24 protein-coding genes and 1 tRNA gene are annotated in these 21,638 nt (G+C 69.6%); 12 read left to right on the forward strand and 13 right to left on the reverse strand.

The annotated features are described in order from the left end of the window. The first annotated feature begins 37 nt into the window (after positions 1 to 37). Together AB0M01_RS05080 and AB0M01_RS05085 are read left to right on the forward strand one after the other, a co-directional pair. Positions 38 to 110: transfer RNA gene (locus AB0M01_RS05080), tRNA-Arg, on the forward strand. Positions 111 to 159: 49 nt separating this feature from the next. Then, a complete protein-coding gene (locus AB0M01_RS05085; RefSeq protein WP_363665570.1) occupies positions 160 to 492 on the forward strand; it encodes a hypothetical protein in 333 nt (110 codons plus the stop codon). Here the strand turns inward: AB0M01_RS05085 and AB0M01_RS05090 are convergent. The 4 genes from AB0M01_RS05090 to AB0M01_RS05105 all read right to left on the reverse strand — a co-directional run bounded on the left by AB0M01_RS05090 (position 432) and on the right by AB0M01_RS05105 (position 3,921). Further along, positions 432 to 1,115: a phosphatase PAP2 family protein gene (locus AB0M01_RS05090; RefSeq protein ID WP_363665571.1), complete on the reverse strand. Its 684-nt coding sequence runs from the start codon at positions 1,113 to 1,115 to the stop codon at positions 432 to 434. The genes AB0M01_RS05085 and AB0M01_RS05090 overlap by 61 nt on opposite strands. Continuing rightward, entirely contained in the window at positions 1,052 to 1,759 is a 708-nt protein-coding gene (locus AB0M01_RS05095; protein ID WP_363665573.1) for a phosphatase PAP2 family protein, read from the reverse strand. The genes AB0M01_RS05090 and AB0M01_RS05095 overlap by 64 nt, the downstream gene beginning before the upstream one ends. A gap of 412 nt (positions 1,760 to 2,171) precedes the next feature. Next, entirely contained in the window at positions 2,172 to 3,110 is a 939-nt protein-coding gene (locus AB0M01_RS05100) for a GNAT family N-acetyltransferase (protein ID WP_363665575.1), read from the reverse strand. A gap of 40 nt (positions 3,111 to 3,150) precedes the next feature. Then, positions 3,151 to 3,921 (reverse strand): phytanoyl-CoA dioxygenase family protein, encoded by a 771-nt coding sequence (locus AB0M01_RS05105; RefSeq protein ID WP_363665577.1) that lies wholly within the window; start codon positions 3,919 to 3,921, stop codon positions 3,151 to 3,153. Positions 3,922 to 4,046: 125 nt separating this feature from the next. On the opposite strand from AB0M01_RS05105, the gene AB0M01_RS05110 reads away from it, so the two are divergent. From AB0M01_RS05110 to AB0M01_RS05125, 4 genes are all read left to right on the forward strand, one after another. After that, the gene (locus AB0M01_RS05110; protein WP_363665579.1) at positions 4,047 to 5,504 is read left to right on the forward strand and encodes a serine/threonine-protein kinase; all 1,458 of its coding nucleotides are present in this window, start codon (positions 4,047 to 4,049) and stop codon (positions 5,502 to 5,504) included. A 273-nt stretch (positions 5,505 to 5,777) separates the two neighbouring features. Beyond that, positions 5,778 to 6,065 carry a YiaA/YiaB family inner membrane protein gene (locus AB0M01_RS05115; RefSeq protein WP_363665581.1) on the forward strand — a complete coding sequence of 96 codons (288 nt, stop codon included), beginning with the start codon at positions 5,778 to 5,780 and terminating at the stop codon, positions 6,063 to 6,065. A gap of 3 nt (positions 6,066 to 6,068) precedes the next feature. After that, positions 6,069 to 6,644, forward strand: coding sequence for a nucleotidyltransferase domain-containing protein (locus AB0M01_RS05120; protein WP_363665583.1), 576 nt, complete (start codon positions 6,069 to 6,071; stop codon positions 6,642 to 6,644). A 185-nt stretch (positions 6,645 to 6,829) separates the two neighbouring features. After that, positions 6,830 to 7,654, forward strand: a complete 825-nt coding sequence (locus AB0M01_RS05125) for an alpha/beta hydrolase (protein ID WP_363665585.1) — start codon at positions 6,830 to 6,832, stop codon at positions 7,652 to 7,654. On the opposite strand, the gene AB0M01_RS05130 is transcribed toward AB0M01_RS05125, so the two are convergent. The 3 genes from AB0M01_RS05130 to AB0M01_RS05140 form a co-directional block, all read right to left on the reverse strand. Next, entirely contained in the window at positions 7,651 to 8,025 is a 375-nt protein-coding gene (locus AB0M01_RS05130) for a YchJ family metal-binding protein (protein ID WP_363665587.1), read from the reverse strand. The two genes, AB0M01_RS05125 and AB0M01_RS05130, sit on opposite strands and share 4 nt — an antisense overlap. 23 nt (positions 8,026 to 8,048) lie before the next feature. Beyond that, the gene (locus AB0M01_RS05135) at positions 8,049 to 8,444 is read right to left on the reverse strand and encodes a hypothetical protein (RefSeq protein ID WP_363665589.1); all 396 of its coding nucleotides are present in this window, start codon (positions 8,442 to 8,444) and stop codon (positions 8,049 to 8,051) included. A gap of 86 nt (positions 8,445 to 8,530) precedes the next feature. Continuing rightward, on the reverse strand, positions 8,531 to 8,707 hold the full coding sequence (locus tag AB0M01_RS05140) for a hypothetical protein (RefSeq protein WP_363665591.1): 177 nt from the start codon (positions 8,705 to 8,707) through the stop codon (positions 8,531 to 8,533). Between the two features lie 128 nt (positions 8,708 to 8,835). Here AB0M01_RS05140 and AB0M01_RS05145 point away from each other — a divergent pair, with 128 nt between their 5' ends. Both AB0M01_RS05145 and AB0M01_RS05150 read left to right on the forward strand, forming a co-directional pair. Further along, complete coding sequence (locus AB0M01_RS05145) at positions 8,836 to 9,519, forward strand: PadR family transcriptional regulator (RefSeq protein WP_363665593.1); 684 nt, start codon at positions 8,836 to 8,838, stop codon at positions 9,517 to 9,519. Continuing rightward, a complete protein-coding gene (locus AB0M01_RS05150) occupies positions 9,519 to 9,971 on the forward strand; it encodes a DUF1707 domain-containing protein (RefSeq protein WP_363665595.1) in 453 nt (150 codons plus the stop codon). Before AB0M01_RS05145 ends, AB0M01_RS05150 begins: the two co-directional genes overlap by 1 nt. On the opposite strand, the gene AB0M01_RS05155 is transcribed toward AB0M01_RS05150, so the two are convergent. Next, the gene (locus AB0M01_RS05155) at positions 9,972 to 10,352 is read right to left on the reverse strand and encodes a VOC family protein (RefSeq protein WP_363665596.1); all 381 of its coding nucleotides are present in this window, start codon (positions 10,350 to 10,352) and stop codon (positions 9,972 to 9,974) included. Between the two features lie 55 nt (positions 10,353 to 10,407). Between AB0M01_RS05155 and AB0M01_RS05160 the strand changes: the two genes are divergently transcribed. Then, a complete protein-coding gene (locus AB0M01_RS05160; RefSeq protein WP_363665598.1) occupies positions 10,408 to 11,145 on the forward strand; it encodes a DUF2993 domain-containing protein in 738 nt (245 codons plus the stop codon). Here the strand turns inward: AB0M01_RS05160 and AB0M01_RS05165 are convergent. Both AB0M01_RS05165 and AB0M01_RS05170 read right to left on the reverse strand, forming a co-directional pair. Continuing rightward, on the reverse strand, positions 11,142 to 11,393 hold the full coding sequence (locus AB0M01_RS05165) for a DUF3817 domain-containing protein (RefSeq protein ID WP_363665600.1): 252 nt from the start codon (positions 11,391 to 11,393) through the stop codon (positions 11,142 to 11,144). The two genes, AB0M01_RS05160 and AB0M01_RS05165, sit on opposite strands and share 4 nt — an antisense overlap. Position 11,394: 1 nt before the next feature. Then, complete coding sequence (locus AB0M01_RS05170; RefSeq protein ID WP_363665602.1) at positions 11,395 to 11,823, reverse strand: hypothetical protein; 429 nt, start codon at positions 11,821 to 11,823, stop codon at positions 11,395 to 11,397. A 129-nt stretch (positions 11,824 to 11,952) separates the two neighbouring features. On the opposite strand from AB0M01_RS05170, the gene AB0M01_RS05175 reads away from it, so the two are divergent. Both AB0M01_RS05175 and AB0M01_RS05180 read left to right on the forward strand, forming a co-directional pair. Then, positions 11,953 to 12,927, forward strand: a complete 975-nt coding sequence (locus AB0M01_RS05175) for a helix-turn-helix domain-containing protein (protein WP_363665604.1) — start codon at positions 11,953 to 11,955, stop codon at positions 12,925 to 12,927. A gap of 59 nt (positions 12,928 to 12,986) precedes the next feature. Next, entirely contained in the window at positions 12,987 to 13,667 is a 681-nt protein-coding gene (locus AB0M01_RS05180) for a GAF and ANTAR domain-containing protein (RefSeq protein WP_363665606.1), read from the forward strand. Between the two features lie 3 nt (positions 13,668 to 13,670). On the opposite strand, the gene AB0M01_RS05185 is transcribed toward AB0M01_RS05180, so the two are convergent. The 3 genes from AB0M01_RS05185 to AB0M01_RS05195 all read right to left on the reverse strand — a co-directional run bounded on the left by AB0M01_RS05185 (position 13,671) and on the right by AB0M01_RS05195 (position 19,913). Then, positions 13,671 to 15,089, reverse strand: coding sequence for an AAA family ATPase (locus AB0M01_RS05185; RefSeq protein WP_363665608.1), 1,419 nt, complete (start codon positions 15,087 to 15,089; stop codon positions 13,671 to 13,673). A gap of 80 nt (positions 15,090 to 15,169) precedes the next feature. Next, positions 15,170 to 18,835 (reverse strand): CARDB domain-containing protein, encoded by a 3,666-nt coding sequence (locus AB0M01_RS05190; RefSeq protein ID WP_363665610.1) that lies wholly within the window; start codon positions 18,833 to 18,835, stop codon positions 15,170 to 15,172. A gap of 250 nt (positions 18,836 to 19,085) precedes the next feature. After that, complete coding sequence (locus AB0M01_RS05195) at positions 19,086 to 19,913, reverse strand: SAM-dependent methyltransferase (RefSeq protein ID WP_363665612.1); 828 nt, start codon at positions 19,911 to 19,913, stop codon at positions 19,086 to 19,088. A 249-nt stretch (positions 19,914 to 20,162) separates the two neighbouring features. On the opposite strand from AB0M01_RS05195, the gene AB0M01_RS05200 reads away from it, so the two are divergent. Further along, complete coding sequence (locus AB0M01_RS05200; RefSeq protein WP_363665614.1) at positions 20,163 to 21,590, forward strand: polysaccharide lyase 6 family protein; 1,428 nt, start codon at positions 20,163 to 20,165, stop codon at positions 21,588 to 21,590. Positions 21,591 to 21,638: the final 48 nt, after the last annotated feature.

Here is a 21,638-nt window from a genome sequence, read left to right on the forward strand (position 1 = left end):
CCCACTCCTCCGATTCCGCTAGGCTGTCCCATCGTGCGCCCCCGTAGCTCAGGGGATAGAGCGTCGGTTTCCTAAACCGTGCGTCGCAGGTTCGAATCCTGCCGGGGGCACCTCTCGAACACGCTCCTCGCGGACCCTCTGCGCTGTCAGACTCTGTTGATGGAGGAACGGCAAGGGGAGGAACCCGAGGTGAAGGCCTCGGATGAGCCGCGTGCGGGGGTGATGCGGCAGTTGTTCGACACCAACACCTTGTACTACTGGGGCCCGGGGTGGGTTCGGTGGTTCGTGTTGCGGTTCGTGCTGCTGGTGATCGGGACCGAGGTCGGGGCGGTGCTGTGGCGAGTCGTGGTCGACTCCGACGGTGAGCGGTCGTTCTTCGAGCGGATGCTCACGAACGTCTACATCTGGGCCTGTCTGATCGCCACACTGATCTACGCCATAGTCGACCGCCGGGCTCGGCGGCGGGAGGAGCAGTGGCGGTACCAGGCGTAGGCGAGTAGCGCGCAGAGGGTGCCGTTGAGAATGCCGGCGGTGACGTCGGTGACGTGGTGCATGCCTCGGTAGAGGCGGGAGAACGCCACGAGCAGGGGCATCGCCAGGCAGACGATGATGGTGGTCCAGCGGAGCCAGGTGGTTTCGATGCGGGTCGCCAGGAGCGCGAAGGCGACGTACAGGCCGGTGGATGCTCCTACGTGGCCGCTGGGGTAGCTGGCGGTGGGTGGGGAGGCGTCGAGCTTCTCCACCTGGGGGCGATCTCGGTCTACGACCTTCGCCGAGATGAGGAAGATCAGGCCCTGCATGGCGATCGCGACGGGAGGGACCAGGGCGAGGCGCAGGTCGCGGGTTCGCCAGAGGATGAGCGACGCCACGACGATGCAGACGGCGATGACGCCGATGGTGTTGCCGATCTGGGACCAGACGGCGGTGATGGTGTTCCAGGTGCCGGTCCGGTCGGTCGCGAGGTCCTTGTTGACGGTTTCCTCGGAGTGGCTGAGGGCCTTGAGTGGGCCTTGGAGGGCGAGGCCGAGGCCGATGATCACGCCGCCGAGGGCTACGCCGGGTGCGACGGTCCTGGTGAGGAGGTCGACGCCGTCCTGCCGATGAATCCGATCCATGAAGCGAACATAATGCCCAGACCGAGTACGTGCCCGGCGAGAATGTCGGACGGGAAGTGGGCACCGATGAAGAGGCGGTCCAGGCCGACGATCACCGGTACGACGACCGCGAGCGCGACGGCGACGCGGCGCTGGGTGGTGGTGAGCAGCGGCCAGAGCAGGAAGACCATCACTGCGGCCGCCAGCGTGATGTTCGACGTGTGGCCGGACGGGAACGAGTAGCCCTCGGCGTGCGGGAGCGTGTCGTCGACCAGCGGCCGGGCGCGTTGCGCGATCGGTTTGGCGATCCCGCCGATCGCCCAGCCGGCCATCATCGTGACGAACGCCCAGAGCGCGCGGCCCTTGAGGTTGCGGGCCTTCCAGGTCCAGATCGCGACGCCGGTCGCGACGGCATACACGAAGATCGGCAGGCTGACGACCTGGATCACGGTCAGCAGCGGGATCAGTCCGTGCCGGATGCTGAACCCGGTCGACGCGCGGATCGCCGCCTGGTCAGCGCGGATCAGCGGGTCGAACTGCTGCCGGACGGCGAGCCCGAGCAGCACCACCGGCAGCGCGAACACCAGCATCGCCACGACACCGCGCAGCAACCGCCGCCGCCGCGTCTGCACGACGGCGACCGCACCAGCCCACCGCGTCGCCATGGCCACCCTGTACCCATCGGGCGCGACTTACCCCAAACCCATCGGGCCGGACTTACCCCAGACCCGTCTGGCGCGGCTTACCCCTAGCGCTTGACGAGCCGCGCTGACCGTCCGGCCGCCGTCGCCGCCCCGCCTGCCCTTCCTAGTTGAGTTTACAAGCGGGAGGCTGGGCGGCTGGTGGGTTGTCCACAGGCCCTTACGACGGCGAATGCCCTCGCTCACCGAGTCGGGCCGTGGGCGGCGAGTTGATTGACTTTGTCGGTGGCCTGCTGGTGGCGGCATCGGTCCTCGTGGGTCTCACCCTGCGCCGCCGCGTAGACACAACGGCGACCGCACCAGCCCGCCGCGTCGCCCTAGCCAGCATCGTGGTCGGCGGCATGAGGTACCGCACCCTGTACCCATCGGGCGCGGCTTACCCCAGGCGTTTGACCAGCGGCGCGTCGCGCGAGATCTCGCGGAAGCCCAAACCGTAGTACAGCCCGCGCGCCCGCGGATGATCGGGCGCACCGAGGCAGACCACCGTCGCGTGCGTCGCTCCGGCGTCGCGCGACAGCCGCATGGCGTGCAGCATCATGGCATTCGCCAGGCCGAGCCGACGGTACGCCGGGTGGGTGCCGACCGGCTCGAACTCGACGGTCCGGTTCACCTGGTCGAACCATTGGATCGCCGAGCACGCCATCGTCCCGTCGGGTGCCTCGACGAGCACGTGCAGGTCACCCCGGTACGCCGCTGTTTGTCGCACTCCCTCGTAGCGGTCCAGCGTGTAGTACGACGGCGCCCACGCATCGACATGTGCCTGGACAGCGGCCTCCGGCGAGACCTCGTCAGCTGTCCGGAAGCGGAAGCCAGCAGGCAGCACCGGCTCCGGCAGCTCGGCCAGGTCGCGTCGGTTGAGTTGGGTCCAGTCGCCGTCGTCGGCGAGCGCGACCTGATCGGGCTCGTAGCCGTGCGCCGCCCACCGCTGCAGTGCGAACGTCTCCGCGGTCGTCGGGCACGCCGTGCGCTCCAGGCCGCGCGTCACCTCGTCGTACGACTCGATCAGCTCGTCGACGAGCTCCAGGTGTTCGGGGTGGACCTGGTAGGTCAGCGAAGCTCCGGTGATGTCCCTGACCGACCCGTCCGTACGCCGGATCCGCCGCGGCAGGAAGGCCCAGCTCCACGCGACCAGCTCGTCGCCGGCGAACCAGAGGCGTCGCCGCCAGGCAGCGCCGTCGGCGGCCCAGCCCTTGCCCCAGATCCAGGCCAGCTCGCCGTACGACGCGCCTGCGCTGATCAGGTCGGGCCGTACGGCGGTGACGCGCTGGGCCAGGCCCTGCATGAGTGGGAGGTCCGTTGGGCTCATCAGCTCCATCGCCGTACTGTCGCAGCAGACCAGTGCGCCGTCGAACGGTTTAGCTGGGGTCGGTGACGTCCAGCAGGTAGCGCTGCGCGGGAGTGAGGCGCTGGTAGGTGTCGGCGCGCAGGTACTCCTGCTGGTTGAGCTGCTGCGGCAGGTGGCGCAGGGCGAAGTACGAGTGCATGGCTCGGCGGGGGCGGGTGGTGTGGTTCTGGGTGCCGCCGTGCCAGAGGTGGCTGTTGAAGATGACGACGGTGCCGGCCTTGCCGGTCAGCTGGATCTGGTCGGGGTGGGTGGCGGCGGGGTCGGGCATCTCGTCGGCCGGCATCGTGCCGCGGCGGTGCGAGCCCGGTACGACGCGCGTCGCGCCGTTGTCCGGCGTGAAGTCGTCGAGCAGCCAGATCGAGTTGCAGACCTCGTACTCGCCGGGGTCGACCGGGTGGTCGAAGTCGGCGTGCAGGGACTGGTGGCCCTGGCCGGGCAGGGCGGCGCGGCTGTTCAGGGAGGAGAGCCGGAACGACGGGCCGAGGACGTACCGGATCGCGGCCAGGACGCGGGGGTGGCTGAAGCAGACCTCGAACATCGGGTCCTTGTTGATCAGGTCGGCCAGGCGGTCGGTGCCCTGCTCCTGGTGGACCTCGAGGCCGGCCCGCTCGCCCTCGGCCGCTGTGAGCTCGGCCATCCGCTGGTTGACGGCGTACACCTCCTCGGGGGTCAGGACGTCTTCCAGGGGAAGGAAGCCGTCGCGGTCGAGCTGGTCGCGCTCGGGATCGGTGAGCAGGTCGCCGGTCACGCCGAGGTCGCTCAGCGCGGTCGCCATGTCCATCAGGTGCTCCTTCGCGAATTCGGAAACGATTCCACCATCGAGGTGTTGGGTTCGTGGGGCAAGATGGCCCGGGGTGGTCAACGGGCGAAGGTTGGGGCGGAGTGTCGGTGGGTACGGGCGACGGGGTGTTGGTAGCGAAGCGGTACAGGCTCGGCGAGTCGATCGGGCGGGGTGGCATGGGAGAGGTCTTCCGTGCCGTCGACGAGGTTCTCGAGCGGCCGGTCGCGGTCAAGCTGCTGCTGCCGACCGAGCGGGACACGAGTGCGAGCGAGCGGTTCCAGCGCGAGGCGCGGGCCGCCGCGCGGTTGAGCGACCCGCACGTGGTGTCCGTGTACGACTTCGGGCAGCACGGGGACGGGTTCTTTCTCGTGATGGAGCTCGTCGAGGGCCGTACGGCGTCCGGTGAGCTCGAGGAACACGGCCCCCTGGAGAAGGACCGGGCGATCGACATCGTCGAGCAGGCCGCGGCCGGGCTGGCGGCGGCGCATCGGGTCGATGTCGTGCACCGCGACGTGAAGCCGGGGAACCTGCTGGTCGCGCAGGACGGGACCGTGAAGGTCGCGGACTTCGGGATCGCGCACGTCGCCGATCAGGGCGGTACGACGCTGACGGCGACCGGGCAGATCGTGGGGAGCTCCCACTATCTGGCGCCGGAGCGGGCGCGGGGTGGGCGGGCTGGACAGCCGTCGGACGTGTACTCGTTGGGGTGTGTGCTCTATCAGTTGGTGATGGGGCGGCCACCGTTCACGGCTGAGCATCCGACGGGGATTCTGTACCAGCACGTCGATGCCGAGCCGGAGCCGGTGAGCGCTGAGCGGGCTGAGCTGGCGGGAGTGTTCGAGCAGGTGCTGCTGCGGATGCTCGCGAAGGACCCGGAGGAGCGTCCGACGGCGGCGGAGATCGCCGGTGGGGCGCTGCGGGGTGCTGGTGCGGGTGGAGGCGACTGGCGCGGGGTTGCGGCGGTGCGGACTGCGGTGGACGTCGCGGCGGCGGGCGCTGGAGCGGCAGCTGGCGCAGGAGCAGCAGCTGGCGCAGGAGCGGCAGCTGGCGCAGGTACGGCGCCAGGCGCCGGCGGCCCCGAGGACCCGACCGGCGAACCAGCCCCTCCCACCGGCCCGTCGCAGACGCGCTCCAAAGCCATGATGATCGCCGCAGCCGCCGTACTGGCCACTGCTGCAGCGGCGACGGCGGCAATCCTCATCTTCACCAACGACCCCGACCTCCCACCGTCGACCGACCTCCGCCCCGACCAGACCCCCACCGCACCAGCCGCCGGTACGACGGGCCCGAGCACCTCCAACGACCCGACCCGCACCAACCCGACCGGCCCAGCCACTACCGGCCAGCCAACGCAGACGCCCACCCAGACGCCGTCCAGCACGCCCACGCCAACAACCACCCCGTCGGGCACACCGACGCCTAGCACGACCCCCTCCTCCCCCAACCCCAGTAGGACCCCCAGCACCCCGCCCCAGAGCACCCCGACCCCTGACAACACCCCGTCGAGCACCCCACCGCCGGACACCCCCACCCCGACCCCGCCCGCCGGCACCCCGACCCCGCCGGCCGAGCAGGCGGACTAGCCAGACAACCTCCCCAGGGGCGACCGCACTCTTTCGTGGTGACAACAACCGAAGGAGAACGGACATGAAGAAGGCTCTGAGCCTCACCGCCCTGCTCGGCGCGCTCGTCCTGGGCGGAAGCCTCCAGCAAGGCTTCCACCAGAGCGGGCACCCGTGGGACAACGTCACCGCCGGCCACCCGTGGCACGGGTGGCCACGGGCAGCGGACATCCCTGGGACAACTGAGTGGTTTTCCTCATGCGCGGACGCTCGCCCGGCCTCAGGATCTTGCGTATGACGAAAACCGTTCAGCCCTCCCAGACGGGGGCTTTCTACGCACAGGCCGTGGCATCGTTCGGGCTCTCGATGGGGGCGATGGTGATCGGGCTGATCTACCTGCCCGCCGAGCCGTGGGTCCGGGGGTTTCTCGCGCTCGGTCTCCTGTACGTCGTGACCTCGACGGTCGTGCTCTGCAAGGTGGTCCGCGACCGCCAGGAGCTCGCGGGCGTGTCCAACCGCGTCGACCAGGCCCGCCTCGACAAGCTGCTGAGCGAGCACGATCCGTTCAAGGTGGAGGTCTGAGACTTGGAGGACGCGGCGCGCTGGCGGCTCGAGGCGGTGCGGCCGCTGCTGTCGGCGTACGCCGAGACGGCCGGCGTGGACGCGGTGATCGTCGGTGGGTCGACGGCGCGCGGGGACGCCGATCGGTGGTCGGATGTCGAGGTGGGGGTGTTCTGGGAGCGGTCGCCGACGACTGAGGAACGGCGGAGCGTCCCGGCAGCGGCCGACGTACGGCTGGTGAACCAAGGGCCGCCCTGGAACGACCAGCTCCACCTCGGCACGAAGGCCGGGCTGATGGTCGAGGTCGAGCACAACCTCACCAGCTCGGTCGAGCGGACGCTCGACAGCGTGCTCACCGAGCACAGCACCGACGGGACGGCGCTCGGGTTGGTGCAGGGGATCGTCGACGGGCGCGAGATCGCCGGCGTGCGGGCGGACGTCGTACGACGTTGGCAAGCGCGGGCCGCGGCGTATCCGCGCGGGCTGGCGGTCGCGGTGGTCGAGTACAACGGGGCGATCGAGAAGTTCTGGCGGCTGACGATGCTGGCGGAGCGCGAGAATCCGTTGCTGGTGGCCCGGGAGAAGCCCGCGCGGAAGTAGTGCGCGAACTCTTCGAGGAGAGCTTCGACCTCGTGGAGATCCACCTGCCGGAAGTGGATGTCGAGCGGCTCCGCCGGATCTTCCGAACTCGACGTGAACCGTTGGAAACCCTGCCCGGGCAGGGTTAACGTGGCCTGGTGCTGGGGGCACGCCGGGTCCATTGAGCGTGCGAAAGGGGCGGGACAGTGGGGACGATCACGACCAGCGACGGTACGGAGATCTTCTACAAGGACTGGGGTAGCGAGCAGCCGATCGTGTTCAGTCACGGGTGGCCGTTGTCGAGTGACGACTGGGACGCGCAGATGCTGTTCTTCCTGCAGCAGGGGTACCGCGTCGTCGCGCACGACCGGCGCGGGCACGGGCGGTCGACGCAGACCGGTGACGGGCACGACATGGACCACTACGCCGACGACCTGCGCGCCGTCGTCGAGCACCTCGATCTGCGCGACGCGATCCACGTCGGGCACTCGACGGGTGGCGGCGAGGTCGTGCACTACCTGGCGCGGCACGGCGAGGACCGTGCGTCGAAGGCCGCGATCCTGTGCGCCGTACCGCCGTTGATGGTGAAGACCGACGCGAACCCCGAAGGTCTGCCGAAGGACGTGTTCGACGACCTGCAGGCGCAGCTCGCGGCCAACCGGTCCGAGTTCTACCGCGCGTTGCCGAGCGGGCCGTTCTACGGCTTCAACCGCCCGGGCGCCGAGCCGTCCGAAGCGGTGATCGCGAACTGGTGGCGCCAGGGCATGATGGGCGGCGCGAAGGCGCACTACGACGGCATCGTCGCGTTCTCGCAGACCGACTTCACCGAGGACCTGCGCCAGATCGGCATCCCGGTGCTGGTGATGCACAGCGAGGACGACCAGATCGTCCCGTACGTCGCCTCCGGCCCGAAGTCGGCCGAGCTGCTGAAGAACGGCGTCCTCAAGACGTACGCCGACTACCCGCACGGCATGCCGACCACACACGCCGACGTCATCAACGCGGATCTGTTGGAGTTCCTGCGCTCCTAGCGCGGCTCGACGTAGACCCAGTCGCCGTTCTCGCGGGTGAACAGGCTGTTCTCCTGCTGGACGCCGCCGGCGTACGACGCGCGGAACTCGACGGTTCCCTCGCTGTGGAAGGCGGTTCCGGCGGTCGTGCCGAGGATCTCGAGGCCGGTCCAGTCGGTGGCGTCGAGGGTGAGCGACGGCGGCCGGGTCTTCGCCGACCAGGTGCGGAGCAGGTAGCCGGTGTCGCCGACCACGAACGCGGAGTAGCGCGAACGCATCAGCTGCTCCGCGGTCGCGGCGGTCTTCTCACCTCGGTGGAGCATCCCGCAGCAGGACTCGTACGCCGTACCGGATCCGCACGGGCAGAAAACCGCCGAACGTCGTTTCGCCATGGCGACGATTGTCGCCTACGGCGTCAGCGCTGGGTCGGGTCGATGTGGCTGGTGGCGTTGTCGACGTGGCCCTGGGCGGCCTCGGTGGCCTGGTCGATCGGTACGTCGACGCCGGTGGCCGCGGTGAACTGGTCGGCCGCGCCCTGAGCCTGGTCGACGTGGCCCTGGGCCTGGTCGGCGAATCCGTCGACGTGACCCTGGGCCTGGTCGGCCAGGCCGTCGGCGTGGCCCTGGGCTTGATCGGCAACGCCTTGGGCCTGGTCCGCGACCCCTTCGGCCTGGCCGGCCACGCCTTCGGCGGCGCCGCCGAGGTGGTCGGTGACGCCGCTGACGTCGATACCGGTGGCCTCGGTGACCTTGTCACCGGCGCCCTGCAGCATCTCGGTGGCCTTGTCCTTGAACTTGTCGAAGATGCTCATCGCGAAATCCTTCGGGTCTGGAGGGTTGGGGACGAGCTAGGAGTTCACCAACCTACAGACCGCGTTCAACTGAACGCTCAACGTTGTCAGCTCTGCGACGGCGGCGTCCCGTCGTCGTGCTTGACCTCGCGGTCGGCCAGGCCGGACTCCTCGACGGTGCCGTCGTGCTCGAGGGCCTCGTTGATCTCGGAGTCGGTGACCTGGTGGGTCTTCTCGAAACGGGTCGGGGTCAGGTTCTCGTACCGGTTGCTCGGGTTCGTCATCGCTTTCCCTCCTACCGCATTGAACACCTCAGGTACCCCGCCGCACACCCGTTCGCGCCGGCACCTTGGGTGACGACAGTTCGCGATATATCGTCGAACTATCGCAACCTCTGGGCAAGGAGACGGTGATGGGTGGATCGGCGTACGCGGCGGGATGGCCGTTCGCGCAGTTCGGGCAGGCGGGGTTCGGCCGCGGCTGCTCGTCGTTCGAGGATCTCAAGGAAGAGCTGCGGGCCGCGATGACCGGGCGGCAGCGGCACGGTGGTGGGCACCACCAGGCGTTCGGCGGGATGTGGGGACCGGGCTTCGGCGGGCCGCCGTGGGCCGGCGGGCCGGGTCCGCGCGGCTGGCGGCAGGCGAAGGCGCGGCGCGGTGACGTCCGGGCGGCGATTCTCGCCGTACTGGCCGAGGAGTCGATGAACGGCTACCAGATCATCCAGGTCGTGGCCGAGCGCAGCGGCGGGGCGTGGAAGCCCAGCCCTGGTTCGATTTATCCGACGTTGCAGCAGCTCGAGGACGAGGGCCTGGTGACGGCGGACGCGGCGACCGGGCGGCGGACGTTCTCGCTGACCGACGAGGGGCGCACGTACGTCGCCGAGCACGCCGACGAGGTGTCGGCGCCGTGGGAGGCGATGAGCGCCGGGACCGATGACGAGAACGGGCTGAAGCCGTTGCTCGGACAGGTCGGCGGGGCGCTGTGGCAGGTGCTCGCGACCGGTACGCCGGAGCAGCAGGCGAAGGCGCGCAAGGCGCTGATCGAACTGCGGCGCACGCTGTACGGCATCCTCGGCGACGACGAGCAGGAGAGCTGATGAGCTCCCCGGAGCGCCTCGGCGCTGGGTGGGGCAAGGCCGAGCGGAGCGGCGCGTTGCGGATCGGCGATGCCGAGCGCGACCAAGCCGTTGCAGCACTGGGCGATCACTTCGTCGCCGGGCGGTTGACGCAGGACGAGTTCGAGGAGCGCAGCGAGCGGGCAACCAAGGCCCGGTACGACGAGGAGCTGGCGCCGCTGTTCGCCGATCTGCCGGACCAGGCCGTCGTACCGGTGCAACCTGCGTGGGCCGCGGCTCGGGGTCGACAGCCGTCCTGGGTCGCGCAGGGCCGGCCGCCCGCGTTTCTGTTCGTGCTGCCGTTCCTGATGGTCGGGCTCGTCATCGCGAGCGTCTCGTTCGCGGCGCCCTGGGTGCTGTGGGTGTTCTTCTGGATCGCGCTGTTCGGCGGCCCGATGCACCACCGCCGGCACCGCCACACCCAGCGCCGCTGATCAGCTCCCGCGGGTTCGCGTCCGCGGGATCTCCTGCGCCAGCTCGACCACGAACCCGTCCGGGTCGGCGAGGTGGACCGTCCGGTGACCCCACGGACGGTCCGCCGGTCCACTGATCACGTACGCCGCCAGCCGCGCCGCCTCCGCGTCGACGTCGTCCACCAGCAGCACGATCTCCGCGGCCGGGCCGGGCGCGACCGGGCCGCCGGTGAGCCACTCGGCGCGGCGCCGCTCGTACAGGGCGAACCGCGGCGCCTCGGTGCCGAACTCGGCGTACCCGGCGTCGGTGAACCGGTACGGGAGGCCGAGAACGTCGCGGTAGAAGGCGATCGAGGCGTCCAGGTCGCCGACGTACAGGATGACGTAGCCGATGCGGTGCACCCGTTCACGCTAGACGATGCGGCCGGTGGCGCCGGAGGTCGCTAGGCTCGCGCCCGTGAGTACTCGTGAAGACCGTCCGAAGCCGCGCCGCCGGGGCCGTGGGTTCCTGATCTTCCTGGTGATCGTGCTGATCATCCTGGTGGTCGGCGACCGGGTCGCGGAGTCGGTGGCCGAGAAGCGGCTGGCCACCGAGGCGGTCAACGAGGCCGCCCAGTACGACGTGACCGCGGCGAAGACGACCGCGGAGATCGGTGGCTTCGGGTTCCTGCCGCAGTTGGCGAAGGGCGAGTTCTCCGAGATCACCGTGACGATGGACCAGCCGAGCGTCTCCAAGGTGTCGGCCGAGGAGCTCACGATGGTGATGCAGGGGATCCAGATCCCCCGCGAGCTGCTGACCGGCGACACGAGCGCGACGGTGACGGTCAGCCGGGCCGACGTACACCTGAAGATGTCGCCGGCGGCGCTCACCAAGCTGACCGCGGCGGCGAGCGGAATCGAGGGCCTGATCCTGTCGGCCGTCGACGACAAGCTGCAGGCGAAGCTGACCGTCCGCGGCTTCGACGCGACGGCGACCGTGCGCCCAGAGGTGAGCAACGGGCGGATCGGTCTGGTCGTCGAGAACCTGCCCGAGAGCGTGCCGGCGCGGATTCGCACGGTGATCACGGCGCTGCTTGCGCGCGGGGTGCGAATCCCGGACCTGCCGTTCGGCGCGCGGGTGACGGCGGCCGACGTTCAGGGTCAGTCGCTGCTCGTCACTGCGACCGCGACGGATGTGCAGCTCTCCGGTTCCTAGTTGCTCTGGGCAACAGCTTGCCGGCGGAGGACGAGCAGCCCGCCGATGGCAGGAATCAGCGCGAGGAGCTTGGTGCGCGTGGTGGCGCCGGGCGTGCGGGCGGTGAGGGCGACGACCGCCAGGTAGCAGCAGCCGTGGATCGGGCCAAGCAGGGAGGCGACCGGCGGCCAGTGCACGGTGAAGAGGTTGCCGAGGAGGATCGCCAGGGAGGCGATCTCGATGGTCGCGGCGATGCGGAGGGCGCGCATCTCAGACTCCCGTCGTGGAGCCGGGGCGGGTGATCATCAGGATCGTGACGGTGGCCCAGAGCAGGTTGAAAACGCCGACGTGCGCGGCCAAGCGGCCAGGTGGTGTAGGTGTTGTGAGCGCTCGCTCCTGACCCGGGAGGACCAGCAGGATCAGTACGGCGGCCGCCGCGGCGGTGAGGGTCATCGAGATGATCAGCCAGGGGTCGCCGAGGACGCCGAGGCTGGAGGCAGTGGCCAGGCCGAACACGGGGACGGCGATTCCGACGACGGCGTAGACGCGGCAGATCTTGTGCAGCAGGCGGAGCTCGCTCAGGTCGCGCTCCGGTTCGAGCCGGCGGAGTGCGCCAGGGAAGCGGCTGGCGGCGACGGCGACCGGGCCGACGGCGAGGATCGCGGCGATGACGTGGAGCGAGAGCAGGAGCTTGGTCACGCGGTGACGGTAGTCAGTGGTGGATCATTCGGGAACTGGCTGGAATGCCAGGATCCAACGGATTCTCGCCAGCGTCCAATCGCCAGAATTGCGCTTGGCCGGATTCAGTCGGGGACTTACGATCCAGCCATGCACACCGTGGCGATTCTGGCCCTCGACGACGTGATCCCGTTCGATCTGGCGACGCCGATCGAGGCGTTCACGTGGGCGCGGCTGCCCGACGGGCGGGCGGCGTACGACGTCCGCGTCTGCGGGGTGACGCGCTCGGTGGACGCCGGCGCGTTCACGCTGCAGCCGCCGTACGGGCTGGAGGCGCTCGCCGCTGCGGACACGATCGTGCTCCCGGGATGCCGGGACCTCGACCGGCCGGTGCCGCAGGAGGTCATCGACGCGCTGCACGACGCCGCTGACCAGGGCGCCAGGATCGCGTCGATCTGCGTTGGCGCCTTCATCCTCGCGGCGACCGGACTGCTCGACGGCGAGCGCGCGACGACCCACTGGTTCGCCGCCGACCTCCTGGCCGAACGCCACCCGCAGATCGAGGTCGACCCGAACGTCCTGTACGTCGACAACGGCCAGTTCCTCACCTCGGCGGGCGCGGCCGCGGGCCTGGATCTCTGCCTGCACGTCATCCGCCGGGACCACGGCTCGGCCGTCGCCGCCGACGCGGCCCGGACGGCCGTGATGCCGCTGGAGCGCGAAGGCGGTCAGGCGCAGTTCATCGTTCACGACCAACCGCCGGCACCCCGCGGGTCAGAGCTCGAACCGCTGCTGCGCTGGATGGACGAGCGCTGCTCGCACGACCTCAGCCTGGAGGAGATCGCGGACCAGGCCGGTATGAGCACCCGCACCCTGAACCGCCGCTTCCGCGAGCAGACCGGAACCACCCCGCTGCAGTGGTTGCTACGGGCGAGGATCCGCCGCGCCCAGTCGTTGCTCGAAGCGACCAGCCACCCAGTCGACCGAATCGCCGGCCGCGTCGGCTTCAGCTCCCCCACCGCCTTCCGCGAACGCTTCAAACGCGTCGTCGGCACCACCCCGCACGCTTACCGGTCAGCTTTCCGCCAGAGCGAACACACCGCAGGGTCCCCTGCGAGCCGCTGACGCTCCCCACGCTCACCGCGCGCTGGTTGAGTCCGCCGGTCGCGGGGTACCGCAGGGGAATGACTGACTCGCGCCTGCTCGAGACCGCGAGGTTGCTGTCCCGGGCACTGACTCCCGGCGACCTCGACCACACGCTGCGTCAGATCACGACCGCGGCGGTCGAAGTTCTGCCCATGGTCGAGTACGCGAGTATCACGGTGCTGCAGCACGACGGGAAGCTCACCACTGCGGCCCCGACGGATCGCGTGCTGCTCCCGCTCGACGCCGCGCAGTACGAGCTTCGCGAGGGCCCGTGCTACTACGCGGCGGTCGACGAGGCGCACGTGATCTCCCCCGATCTCGCCAACGACGCGCGCTTCCCGCGGTACGCCGGTGTCGCCGTACCGACCGGGATCCGCGCGCAGGCCGGCCTGCGCCTGTACGACGCCCCGAAGTCCAAGGGCGCGCTGAACCTGTACTCGTCGACGGTCGGCGCCTTCGAGGACTTCGAGTCGCTCAGCCAGCTGTTCGCTCACCAGGCCGCGACCGCGATCGCGTATGCGCAGGAGATCGACGACCTGCAGCAGGCGATCCACACCCGCGGCACGATCGGCCAGGCGGTGGGCATCGTCATGGAGCGCTACCAGCTCAACGACGAACGCGCCTTCGCCTTCCTCACCCGGCTGTCGCAGGACAACAACATCAAACTCCGCAACGTCGCCGAGGAGATCGTCAAGGAGCTCGACACCCGCAGCAACTGACGCTCAGAACCGAAGCGCCGTACGGATCTCACCAACCAGTACGCCGGCAGCCTCGCTCCGGCACCAGATGCTGACCACGTGATCCACCAGCACCGGCTCGTCGATCAGCAACGTCCTCGCCAGTACCGAGAACCACCGGTGGTGATCCTCGAGCCGGCAGGCTTCCAGCGCGATCCGCACCGCCGTACCGGTGCGTCCGGAACGGTTCGCCAGCAGCTCCGGATCGGCCAGCACCGGGGCGAGAAGCTCCGGCTCGGGTGCCTGGCCGGGCAGGAAGACCAGCGGCATCCCGGCATCACCCTTCCGCTCGGCGTGTCGCTGGTCGCCGTCCAGTACGACGCACGCGCGCAACCGCTCCGAGGCCTGAAAGGCGCGGCCCAGCTTGCGCGCCTTGCTCTCCCCCTCAGCGACGATCACCTCGGCCCGCACCGCGAGTTCCGGCGCGAACGTCCCGAGCACCGCCCGGACGACGGTCGCCGCCACAACGTCCTCGACCAGGATCACCGCGGAGATCCCGACCTCGTGCCCGAGCAGCCGCAGCGCGTCGGTGGGTGAGTCCGGGGTGAGCACGCGCGCGCCGTCCGTCCCCGGGACGAGCAGCCGGATCGAGGCCGGCGGGGCCTCCCGGATCATCGTCGTGGAGTGCGTGGCGATGATCGTCTGCAGCCCGTTGGCCAGTGTCAGCCGCGCGAGCTCGTGGTAGAGCGCGGCCTGTCCCGGCGGCGAGAGGAACGCCTCGGGCTCGTCGACCAGCATCACCGCCGGAGCCGGCGTCACCCGGAACGCCCAGAGGATCCAGTGCACCCAGAGCTCGCCGCTGCTCATCGTCGCGTTGCTGATCGTGCGGCCGTCGACGCCGGCTTCGAAGACCGGTACCGGCATCTCCAGGTCCACCAGCTCCCGCCACCGGAAGAACTCGTACCGGCGACCGAGGATCGCCCGGAGGACGGGCAGTTCGGTGGGTTTCAGCTCTCCACCCGGACGAATGTGCCGCTCGTGGTACGGCCGTAACGGAAGCTCCTGGAACAGCATCCCGTACTCCGAGAACGCCGAGGCCGGATCCAGATAGCGGCTCGGGATCAGATCGGTCTCCGGCGCGACTTGCGAGAAGTCGGACAGCCACTCGGAGCCCGGCCCGGAAGGGTCGACGAAGGACGTCCGGTAGACCCCCCGGACCGTGCCTTCGTGCTCGACGACCCCACGCAGGAACGGCGGCCCGGTCGGCGGCATGTTCCAGTTCGGCAGGATCTCGTTCAGCACTCTGAGCAGGTACGACTTGCCGACGCCGTGCATCCCGGTCAGCAAGGTGAAGCGGTCGAGAGCGACCTCCTGCGGCGCGAGGACCGGCGACTCGAGCACGGTCAGGCGATCGACGCGGTCGACCTTCTGCTGAGTCAGTTGGTCGAGGATCTTCTGGTTCACCGGAAGAGACTGGCCGGATCACCCGCGAACGGCAAACCGGGCCCGGCGCTGTGGCGCCGGGCCCGGTTCTCAGGTGGGGACTACTGACCGGCGATGGTGAACTGTGAGCCGGGTTCGACCAGGACGTTGCCGTCTCTGGAGTTGGTGATGGTGACCCCGGTCAGCGTTGCGTTGCCGCGGGCGCCGCCCATGGCGAGGATGCCGGAGCCGTTGTTGGACTTGTCGATGCGGACGTTGGTGATCGCGACGTTCGGCATCAGGCCGCCGCCGGTCTTGAACTGGATGCCGTCGTAGGTCGAGTCGAGGATCTCGGTGTCGCGGATGGTCACCCCCGGGATCGGGAGGTTCTGCGGGAACAGGGTGATCGCGCCGAACTCCTGGTCCTCGTTCCAGAACACGCCGCCGCAGCGGTACAGGCCGTTGTTGGCGATCAGGGTCTGACCGGAGAACGGCAGCGGGTCGTGGTCGGTGGCCAGCATGATGCCGGGGTAGTTCATCGTGTCGTAGATCAGGTTGTTCTCGATCTTGTTGTCGTAGCCGCCGTAGATCGCGATGCCGTTGGCGCGCCAGGGCAGCTGGACGGTGTTGTTGGTGAACGAGTTGGTGTGACCGATGTCGACCGACTGGTCCTTGACGTACTTGTTGGCCCAGACCGCGAGCGCGTCGTCGCCGGTGGTGCGGAACGACGAGTTGAACACCTTCGAGTTCCGGGTGCCGTTGCTGAAGTTGATGCCGTCGGCGTAGGTGTTGCGGATCCGCATCCCGCTGAACTCCAGGCCGTCGGCCGGACCCCACAGCTCCTGGATGTTGTCGTAGTCGCGGCCGACCCAGACGCCGACGTTGGCGTGCTCGATCCAGACGTTGGTGATCTTGGTGCCGACGCCGAACCGGCCGTTCAGGCCGACGCCGCCCTCGGCGTTGCCGTCACCGCCCCGGATCCGGCCCGACCCGAAGATCGCGAGGTCCGAGATCTGGGTGTTCTTGTCGATGTCGAACCCGAAGTTCCCTTCGTGCGGGTGGTTGATCCCACCGGCGTTCTGCGGCTCGGTCGTCGAGTACAGCTGCGAGTACCACATGCCCGCGCCGCGGATCGTGGTGTTGCTGATCCCGACCTGGTTGTACTGACCGCGGTTCAGCGGGTCGTCGGTGAGGATCTTCTTCTCCTGCCGCCACTGCCCGGCCGGGATCCAGACGCAGCTGATCACGCCGTTCTGGTCGTCGGTGACCGCGCGCTGGATCGCGTCGGCGTCGTCGATGCCGTCGTTCGGTACGGCGCCGTACTGCGTGATCGACGTGCACCCGGCCGGCTGGCTCAGAGCGGGAGCGACCTGCTCGAGGTCGATCGTGTCGATGATGTAGAACGACGCGCTGTCGCCGGCGTCGCGCTGCAGCTTGAACTTCGTCCCGGCCGGGTACGACGTCCCGAGCAGCGCGCTCGACTCGTCGAACAGGCGGCGCGCGTCGCCACCCGGCGTGTTGGTGAGCCCCTCGGGCTGGTCGGTCGAACCGTACAGCCAGCTGTGCCGCGACGACAGCGTCAGCTTGCGGCTGAAGGTGCCGTTCACGTACAGGCTGATCGTTGCCTCCAGCCCCTGTCCGTTGGCCGAGTCGGGGATCGAGTTGCGGACCACGATCGAGTTCGACTGGTTGGTCGAGGTGAACTCGACGAACTGGCCCTGGCTGTTCAGCCGCACCGAGCTGCGCCCCGAGGACTCGGTGGCGAAGTTGGTGTGGCCGAAGGTGCGCAGCGGATCGGCGACGAGCAGCTGACCGGTGTAGTTCGCCGCCTCCGCCTCGTACGACGTGTACGGTACGGCGGCGCCGCGGCCGACCACGATCGCCCGGGCGAACACGTTGTTCGTCTCGTTGGTCTCGGCAACGACTCCGGTCGCGTCAGCGGTGGCTGTGATGGTGGCGCCGCCGTTGGTCGCCGTCCAGGTGCCGCTGATCGCGACGTTGCTCGTGGCACCGGCCGCGACCGCCGCCGTGGTCCCGTTGAGCGTCGTACCGCCGACGACCACGCGGGTCACCGAAGCCGCCGAGGCCGAGGTCCCCCGGTTGTTGACGGCGACGGTGAAGCTGACCGCCTGGCCGATCGCCGGGTTGGCCGGGTTGGTGGTGATCCCGGTGACCTGGAGGTCCGGGCCGGGCGCCTGCGCAATCACCAGTTGCGTCGGCGCGGTGAACGCGTTGTTGTCGTTGTTCTGCTCGACGACGGTGTTGGTCGGGTCGACGACCGCGCCGACGGCGTACGAGCCCTGGGCGCGGGTGCCGGCGTTGAAGGTGACCGTGGTCGAGGCACCGGCGGCGAGCGCGCCGACCGGGGCGCTGCCGACGACCGTGCCGCCGAGGGTGAAGTTGACCGTGGTCGCGGGGGCCGCGGCCGAGCCGATGTTCTGGACGGTGCCGGACAGCGTGATCGGCGAGGTCTCGCTCGGCGAGGCCGGGGTCCAGGTCAGGCCGCTGACGACCAGGTCCGGGTTCGGCGCCGCCGTACCGATCACCTGGAGCTCGGCGACCTGGCCGCCGGGGGCTCCGGTGTTGCTGAAGAACTGCAGCCGCAGGTCGGCGACCCGGCCGCTGACCGGGATCTCGACGGTGTTCTGCGCCGACGGATCGAAGGCGTGGTTGGCGCGGCCGGACAGCGAGGTGAAGGCGGTCGCGTTCTGCTCGCGGCCGAGCACCTCGAAGTTCTGGGTGCGGGCGCCCCAGGCCTGGTCGGGGTTCAGCTTGACGACGACCGAGCTGACGTCGGCGTTCGAGCCGAGCTTGACCGTCAGCGTGGCCGGGAAGCCGTTGGACTCCCAGTACGTCGCCACGTTGTTGTCGTTGGCGTTCGCGGCGACGAAGGTGTGGATCGTCGACGACGCCTCGATCGGCTTGCCGGTGGCGAGGTTCGCGCCGCCGCCCTGGCCGGCCCGGCGGACCCGGTTGCTGTCCCCGGACTCGTTGCCTGCGGCATCCTTCGCGCGGACGTAGTACTCGACGGTCGCCGAGGCGGGCTGGTTGTCGGTGTAGGTGAGGACGTTGCCGGCGACCGTGGTGACGGCGGTGTTGTTGTTGCGGTAGACGACGTAGCCGGTGACACCGACGTTGTCGGTCGCGGCGGACCAGGCGAGCCGGATCTGGCCGGACGACGGCTCGGTCAGCGCCAGGTTGCCGGGCGCGGTCGGCGCCTGGGTGTCGCCGCCGGTGTCGGGGCCGTGCACCTCGAACTCGGAGAGCTGCCCGGCGGGCCAGCCGGTGTTCGCGGTGATGTTCAGCCGGACGTACCGGACGCTGGTCGCCGGGAAGGTGATCGTCACGGTGTTCGCGTTGGCCGGCGTGAAGGCGTAGCCGGTGCTGGTGACGATGTCGCTGTACGCCGTGCCGTTGGTGCTGCCCTGGACCGCGAGGGTCTGGGTCCGGGCGCCCCACGACGCCGGGAGCTTCAGCACGACGCGGTCGACGCTCTTGGTGGCGCCGAGGTCGGCGCGCAGCCACTGCGGGAACTGGTTGTTGGTGCTCTCCCAGTAGGAGTTCTGGTTGCCGTCACCGGTGTTGGTGGCGGGGTACTCCCCCAGCTGGCTGCTCGCGGACAGGGTGCGCGGGAGCGCAGCCGCGGGGGCGGCGGCTGCGGTCGGGGCGGACGGGGTGGTCGCGGTCGTGGTGCTCGCGGAGGCGATGGCCGGTGTGGCACCGGCGAGGATCAGGGCTGCGGAGAGCAGGCCGCTGATCAGCCGCCTGCGGGGGTGGCTCCGTTTCATGGACGTCCTCAGGTCTGGGCGGGGAACTGCAGTCTGAGCTACGTAACTTGCGCGTCATTGCTAACTTCTTGCGCCGTAGGTAGCCAAAGCTTGCAGGCGCTGATGCGGTTCGTCAACGGCTCGTCACTGGTGGCGCACGAGAAAGAGCGCAGGAAGGAAAGCCGCGACTGGGGTGGCGGAGGGGGGATGGGTGACGTGCGCCTGGAGGGGCGACTACTTGCTGTGGCCGGCCATTACAAAGGCTGGGCGACTACTTTCGGGCTAGTACCGCCATCACCAGGCGGGTTACGCCGGTGGGCTTCGCGCTCTGGTCGCCCGTCGGGCAGGAGTCGGCGAGCGTCGTCAGCCCGGGAGGCAGGAGCTCCAGGCCTTCGACCAGCTCGGCGACCTCGGCCGGCGTACGGAAGGCGATCGGCTGGACCGCCGGGCGCAACGCTTCCTCGACCGCGGCGGAGAACTCCGCCAAGCGGCCGCCGTCGCGCGGGTTGATGGGATGCGTGAGCGCCAGGTGCGACCCCGGCGCCATCTCCGACAGGTACCCCTGGACCGCCTGCCGCGCGCGGTCCTGGCCGGGGATGTGGTGCAGGACCAGACCCTGGAGTACGCCGACCGGCCGATTCAGGTCGAGGACCTTCGCGACCACCGGGTCACCCAGCACCGCGGCGGGATCGGTCAGGTCCGCGTCGACGAAGTGGACGGTGCGTTCGTCGGCCAGCAGCGCGAGCCCGTGGGTGACGACGGTCGGGTCGTTGTCGACGTACACGACGGTGGCCCGCGGGTTCAGCCGCTGGACGATCTCGTGGGTGTTGTCGGCGGTGGGCAGGCCGCAACCCAGGTCGAGGAACTGGTCGACGCCGCCCTCCTTGACCATGGTCTCGATCATCCGGGCCTGCCAGCGCCGGTTCTCGCGGACCAGGTTCGGGATCTCGGGGGCGACCTTCAGCAGCTCGGCGTATAGCTGCCGGTCGACCTCGAAGCTGTTCTTGCCGCCGAGCAGCAGGTCGTAGACCCGGGCCGCGTTCGGGCGACTGGTGTCGACGTCGGGCAGGAACGAGCGGCCGCTGCCGTCCACCACCACTCGCTGTCACCTCGCCCGCGCCGAAGGATCCGAAAACCCCGATTGTCGGCGAGGTTATCGCACCTGACGGGCGGCCAGAACCTTCTGCCCGGCGGAACTACCGGACGTGATCGTTCCGGTGCACAGAAACCGATTCCCGTTCCTTCGGTAAACGCTTGCCAGGCGTCGGGCGGACCTCCAGACTGACGCCACCCGTCCCGCCGAGAGGTGGCGACGGGACCGCCCCGACCGACCCACGGAGGACCGCCCATGCACCGCCGTACTTTTCTCACCTCGACAGCCGCCCTCGCTGTCACCGGCCTGACGGCCGCACCTGCCCGCAGCGCCACCACCACCCGGGCCCGCGCGACCCGCGCCCGCACCCTCGACGAGCTCCGCAGCCAGATCGCCTCGGCCGGCCCGGGCGCGACCATCACCCTGGCCGACGGCACGTACGACGTACCGGCCGACCGCCCGCTCGCCGTCAACGGCCGCCGTGGCACCGCGAGCGCCCCGATCACCATCGCCGCCGAGCACCGCGGCCGCGCGATCCTGACCGGCCAGCGCGGATTCACCTTCGCCGACTCCTCCTACGTGACCGTCAACGGCTTCGTCCTCAAACAGCGGTCGACCATCGAGCTGCCGCTGAGCTGTCACCACCTGAGGCTCACTCGCAACGACGTCCAGCTCACCGACTCCGACGGCCTCAACTGGCTCCTCGTCAAGGCCGACCACACCAAGCTCGACCGGAACCACTTCCATGGCAAGGCCACCCTCGGTGTCTTCGTCGGCGTCGAGGGACCCGGCGGCGACGGCATGGCCAAGGGCCTGCACATCCTCCGGAACTACTTCTCCGACCACACCTTCACCGGTGACAACGGCGGCGAGCCGATCCGGCTCGGCCTCAGCGGCCGCTCGCTGGCCGACGCCGGTGCCCTGGTCGAGCAGAACCTGTTCGAGCGGGCCAACGGCGATCCGGAGGCGATCTCGGTGAAGTCGAGCGGGAACACGATCCGGGACAACACGATCCGGAACAGCCTCGGCGGCATCGTGCTGCGGCACGGCAACCGGTCCCGGGTCGAGGGCAACTTCATCCTTGCCGGCAGCAACGGGATCCGGATCTACGGCAACGACCACCTGATCGTCAACAACTACGTCGAGCGGGTGGCCGGCGCCGGGATCGTGCTCGGCAGCGGCTCGGTCCGCGACCACCTGGCCACCGACTCGCCGGAGAGCCGGCGCGGCAACGACGCCCCGGACCGGGTGACGATCGCACTGAACACCGTGCTCTCCTCCGGTTCCGCGATCGTCGGCGAGAGCCAGCGCACGCTCCCGCCGCTGGGCTGCACGATCTCCGACAACCTGCTGGTCGGCGACTCCGGCGAGCTGGTCGCGATGCCGTACCAGCAGGGCATCACCTGGTCGGGCAACCTGCTCTGGGGTGCGGCGGCTAACGGCAACATCCCGGCGAACGGCTTCCGGCGGGTCGACCCGAAGCTCACCACCTCCGGCGTACGGCGGCTGACCGCGGGCAGCCCGGCGATCAACGCCGCCAGCCGGTCGTACCCGACGGTGACCCGCGACCTCGACGGCCACCCGCGGTCCGGCCGGGCCGACGTCGGCGCCGACGAGTACAGCACCGCGGCGCCGCTCAACCGCCCGCTCAACCCGTCCGACGTGGGACCGAACGCCGTCTGAGCCGATGATTTCTTCCGGGTTGTCCCGTCTCAACAGCAGACAACCCGG

It is taken from the genome of Kribbella sp. NPDC051770, assembly GCF_040681455.1.
Taxonomy (GTDB): domain Bacteria; phylum Actinomycetota; class Actinomycetes; order Propionibacteriales; family Kribbellaceae; genus Kribbella.

Bases quoted from the DNA above. Each gene is read 5' to 3' on its own strand.
- AB0M01_RS05130 (WP_363665587.1), bottom strand. From the start codon at position 8,025: ATGGCGAAACGACGTTCGGCGGTTTTCTGCCCGTGCGGATCCGGTACG.
- AB0M01_RS05105 (WP_363665577.1), bottom strand. From the start codon at position 3,921: ATGGACATGGCGACCGCGCTGAGCGACCTCGGCGTGACCGGCGACCTG.
- AB0M01_RS05200 (WP_363665614.1), top strand. From the start codon at position 20,163: ATGCACCGCCGTACTTTTCTCACCTCGACAGCCGCCCTCGCTGTCACC.
- AB0M01_RS05180 (WP_363665606.1), top strand. From the start codon at position 12,987: ATGACTGACTCGCGCCTGCTCGAGACCGCGAGGTTGCTGTCCCGGGCA.
- AB0M01_RS05175 (WP_363665604.1), top strand. From the start codon at position 11,953: ATGCACACCGTGGCGATTCTGGCCCTCGACGACGTGATCCCGTTCGAT.
- AB0M01_RS05165 (WP_363665600.1), bottom strand. From the start codon at position 11,393: ATGCGCGCCCTCCGCATCGCCGCGACCATCGAGATCGCCTCCCTGGCG.
- AB0M01_RS05095 (WP_363665573.1), bottom strand. From the start codon at position 1,759: ATGGCGACGCGGTGGGCTGGTGCGGTCGCCGTCGTGCAGACGCGGCGG.
- AB0M01_RS05085 (WP_363665570.1), top strand. From the start codon at position 160: ATGGAGGAACGGCAAGGGGAGGAACCCGAGGTGAAGGCCTCGGATGAG.
- AB0M01_RS05090 (WP_363665571.1), bottom strand. From the start codon at position 1,115: ATGGATCGGATTCATCGGCAGGACGGCGTCGACCTCCTCACCAGGACC.
- AB0M01_RS05115 (WP_363665581.1), top strand. From the start codon at position 5,778: ATGACGAAAACCGTTCAGCCCTCCCAGACGGGGGCTTTCTACGCACAG.
- AB0M01_RS05190 (WP_363665610.1), bottom strand. From the start codon at position 18,835: ATGAAACGGAGCCACCCCCGCAGGCGGCTGATCAGCGGCCTGCTCTCC.
- AB0M01_RS05100 (WP_363665575.1), bottom strand. From the start codon at position 3,110: ATGGAGCTGATGAGCCCAACGGACCTCCCACTCATGCAGGGCCTGGCC.
- AB0M01_RS05145 (WP_363665593.1), top strand. From the start codon at position 8,836: ATGGGTGGATCGGCGTACGCGGCGGGATGGCCGTTCGCGCAGTTCGGG.
- AB0M01_RS05135 (WP_363665589.1), bottom strand. From the start codon at position 8,444: ATGAGCATCTTCGACAAGTTCAAGGACAAGGCCACCGAGATGCTGCAG.
- AB0M01_RS05140 (WP_363665591.1), bottom strand. From the start codon at position 8,707: ATGACGAACCCGAGCAACCGGTACGAGAACCTGACCCCGACCCGTTTC.
- AB0M01_RS05150 (WP_363665595.1), top strand. From the start codon at position 9,519: ATGAGCTCCCCGGAGCGCCTCGGCGCTGGGTGGGGCAAGGCCGAGCGG.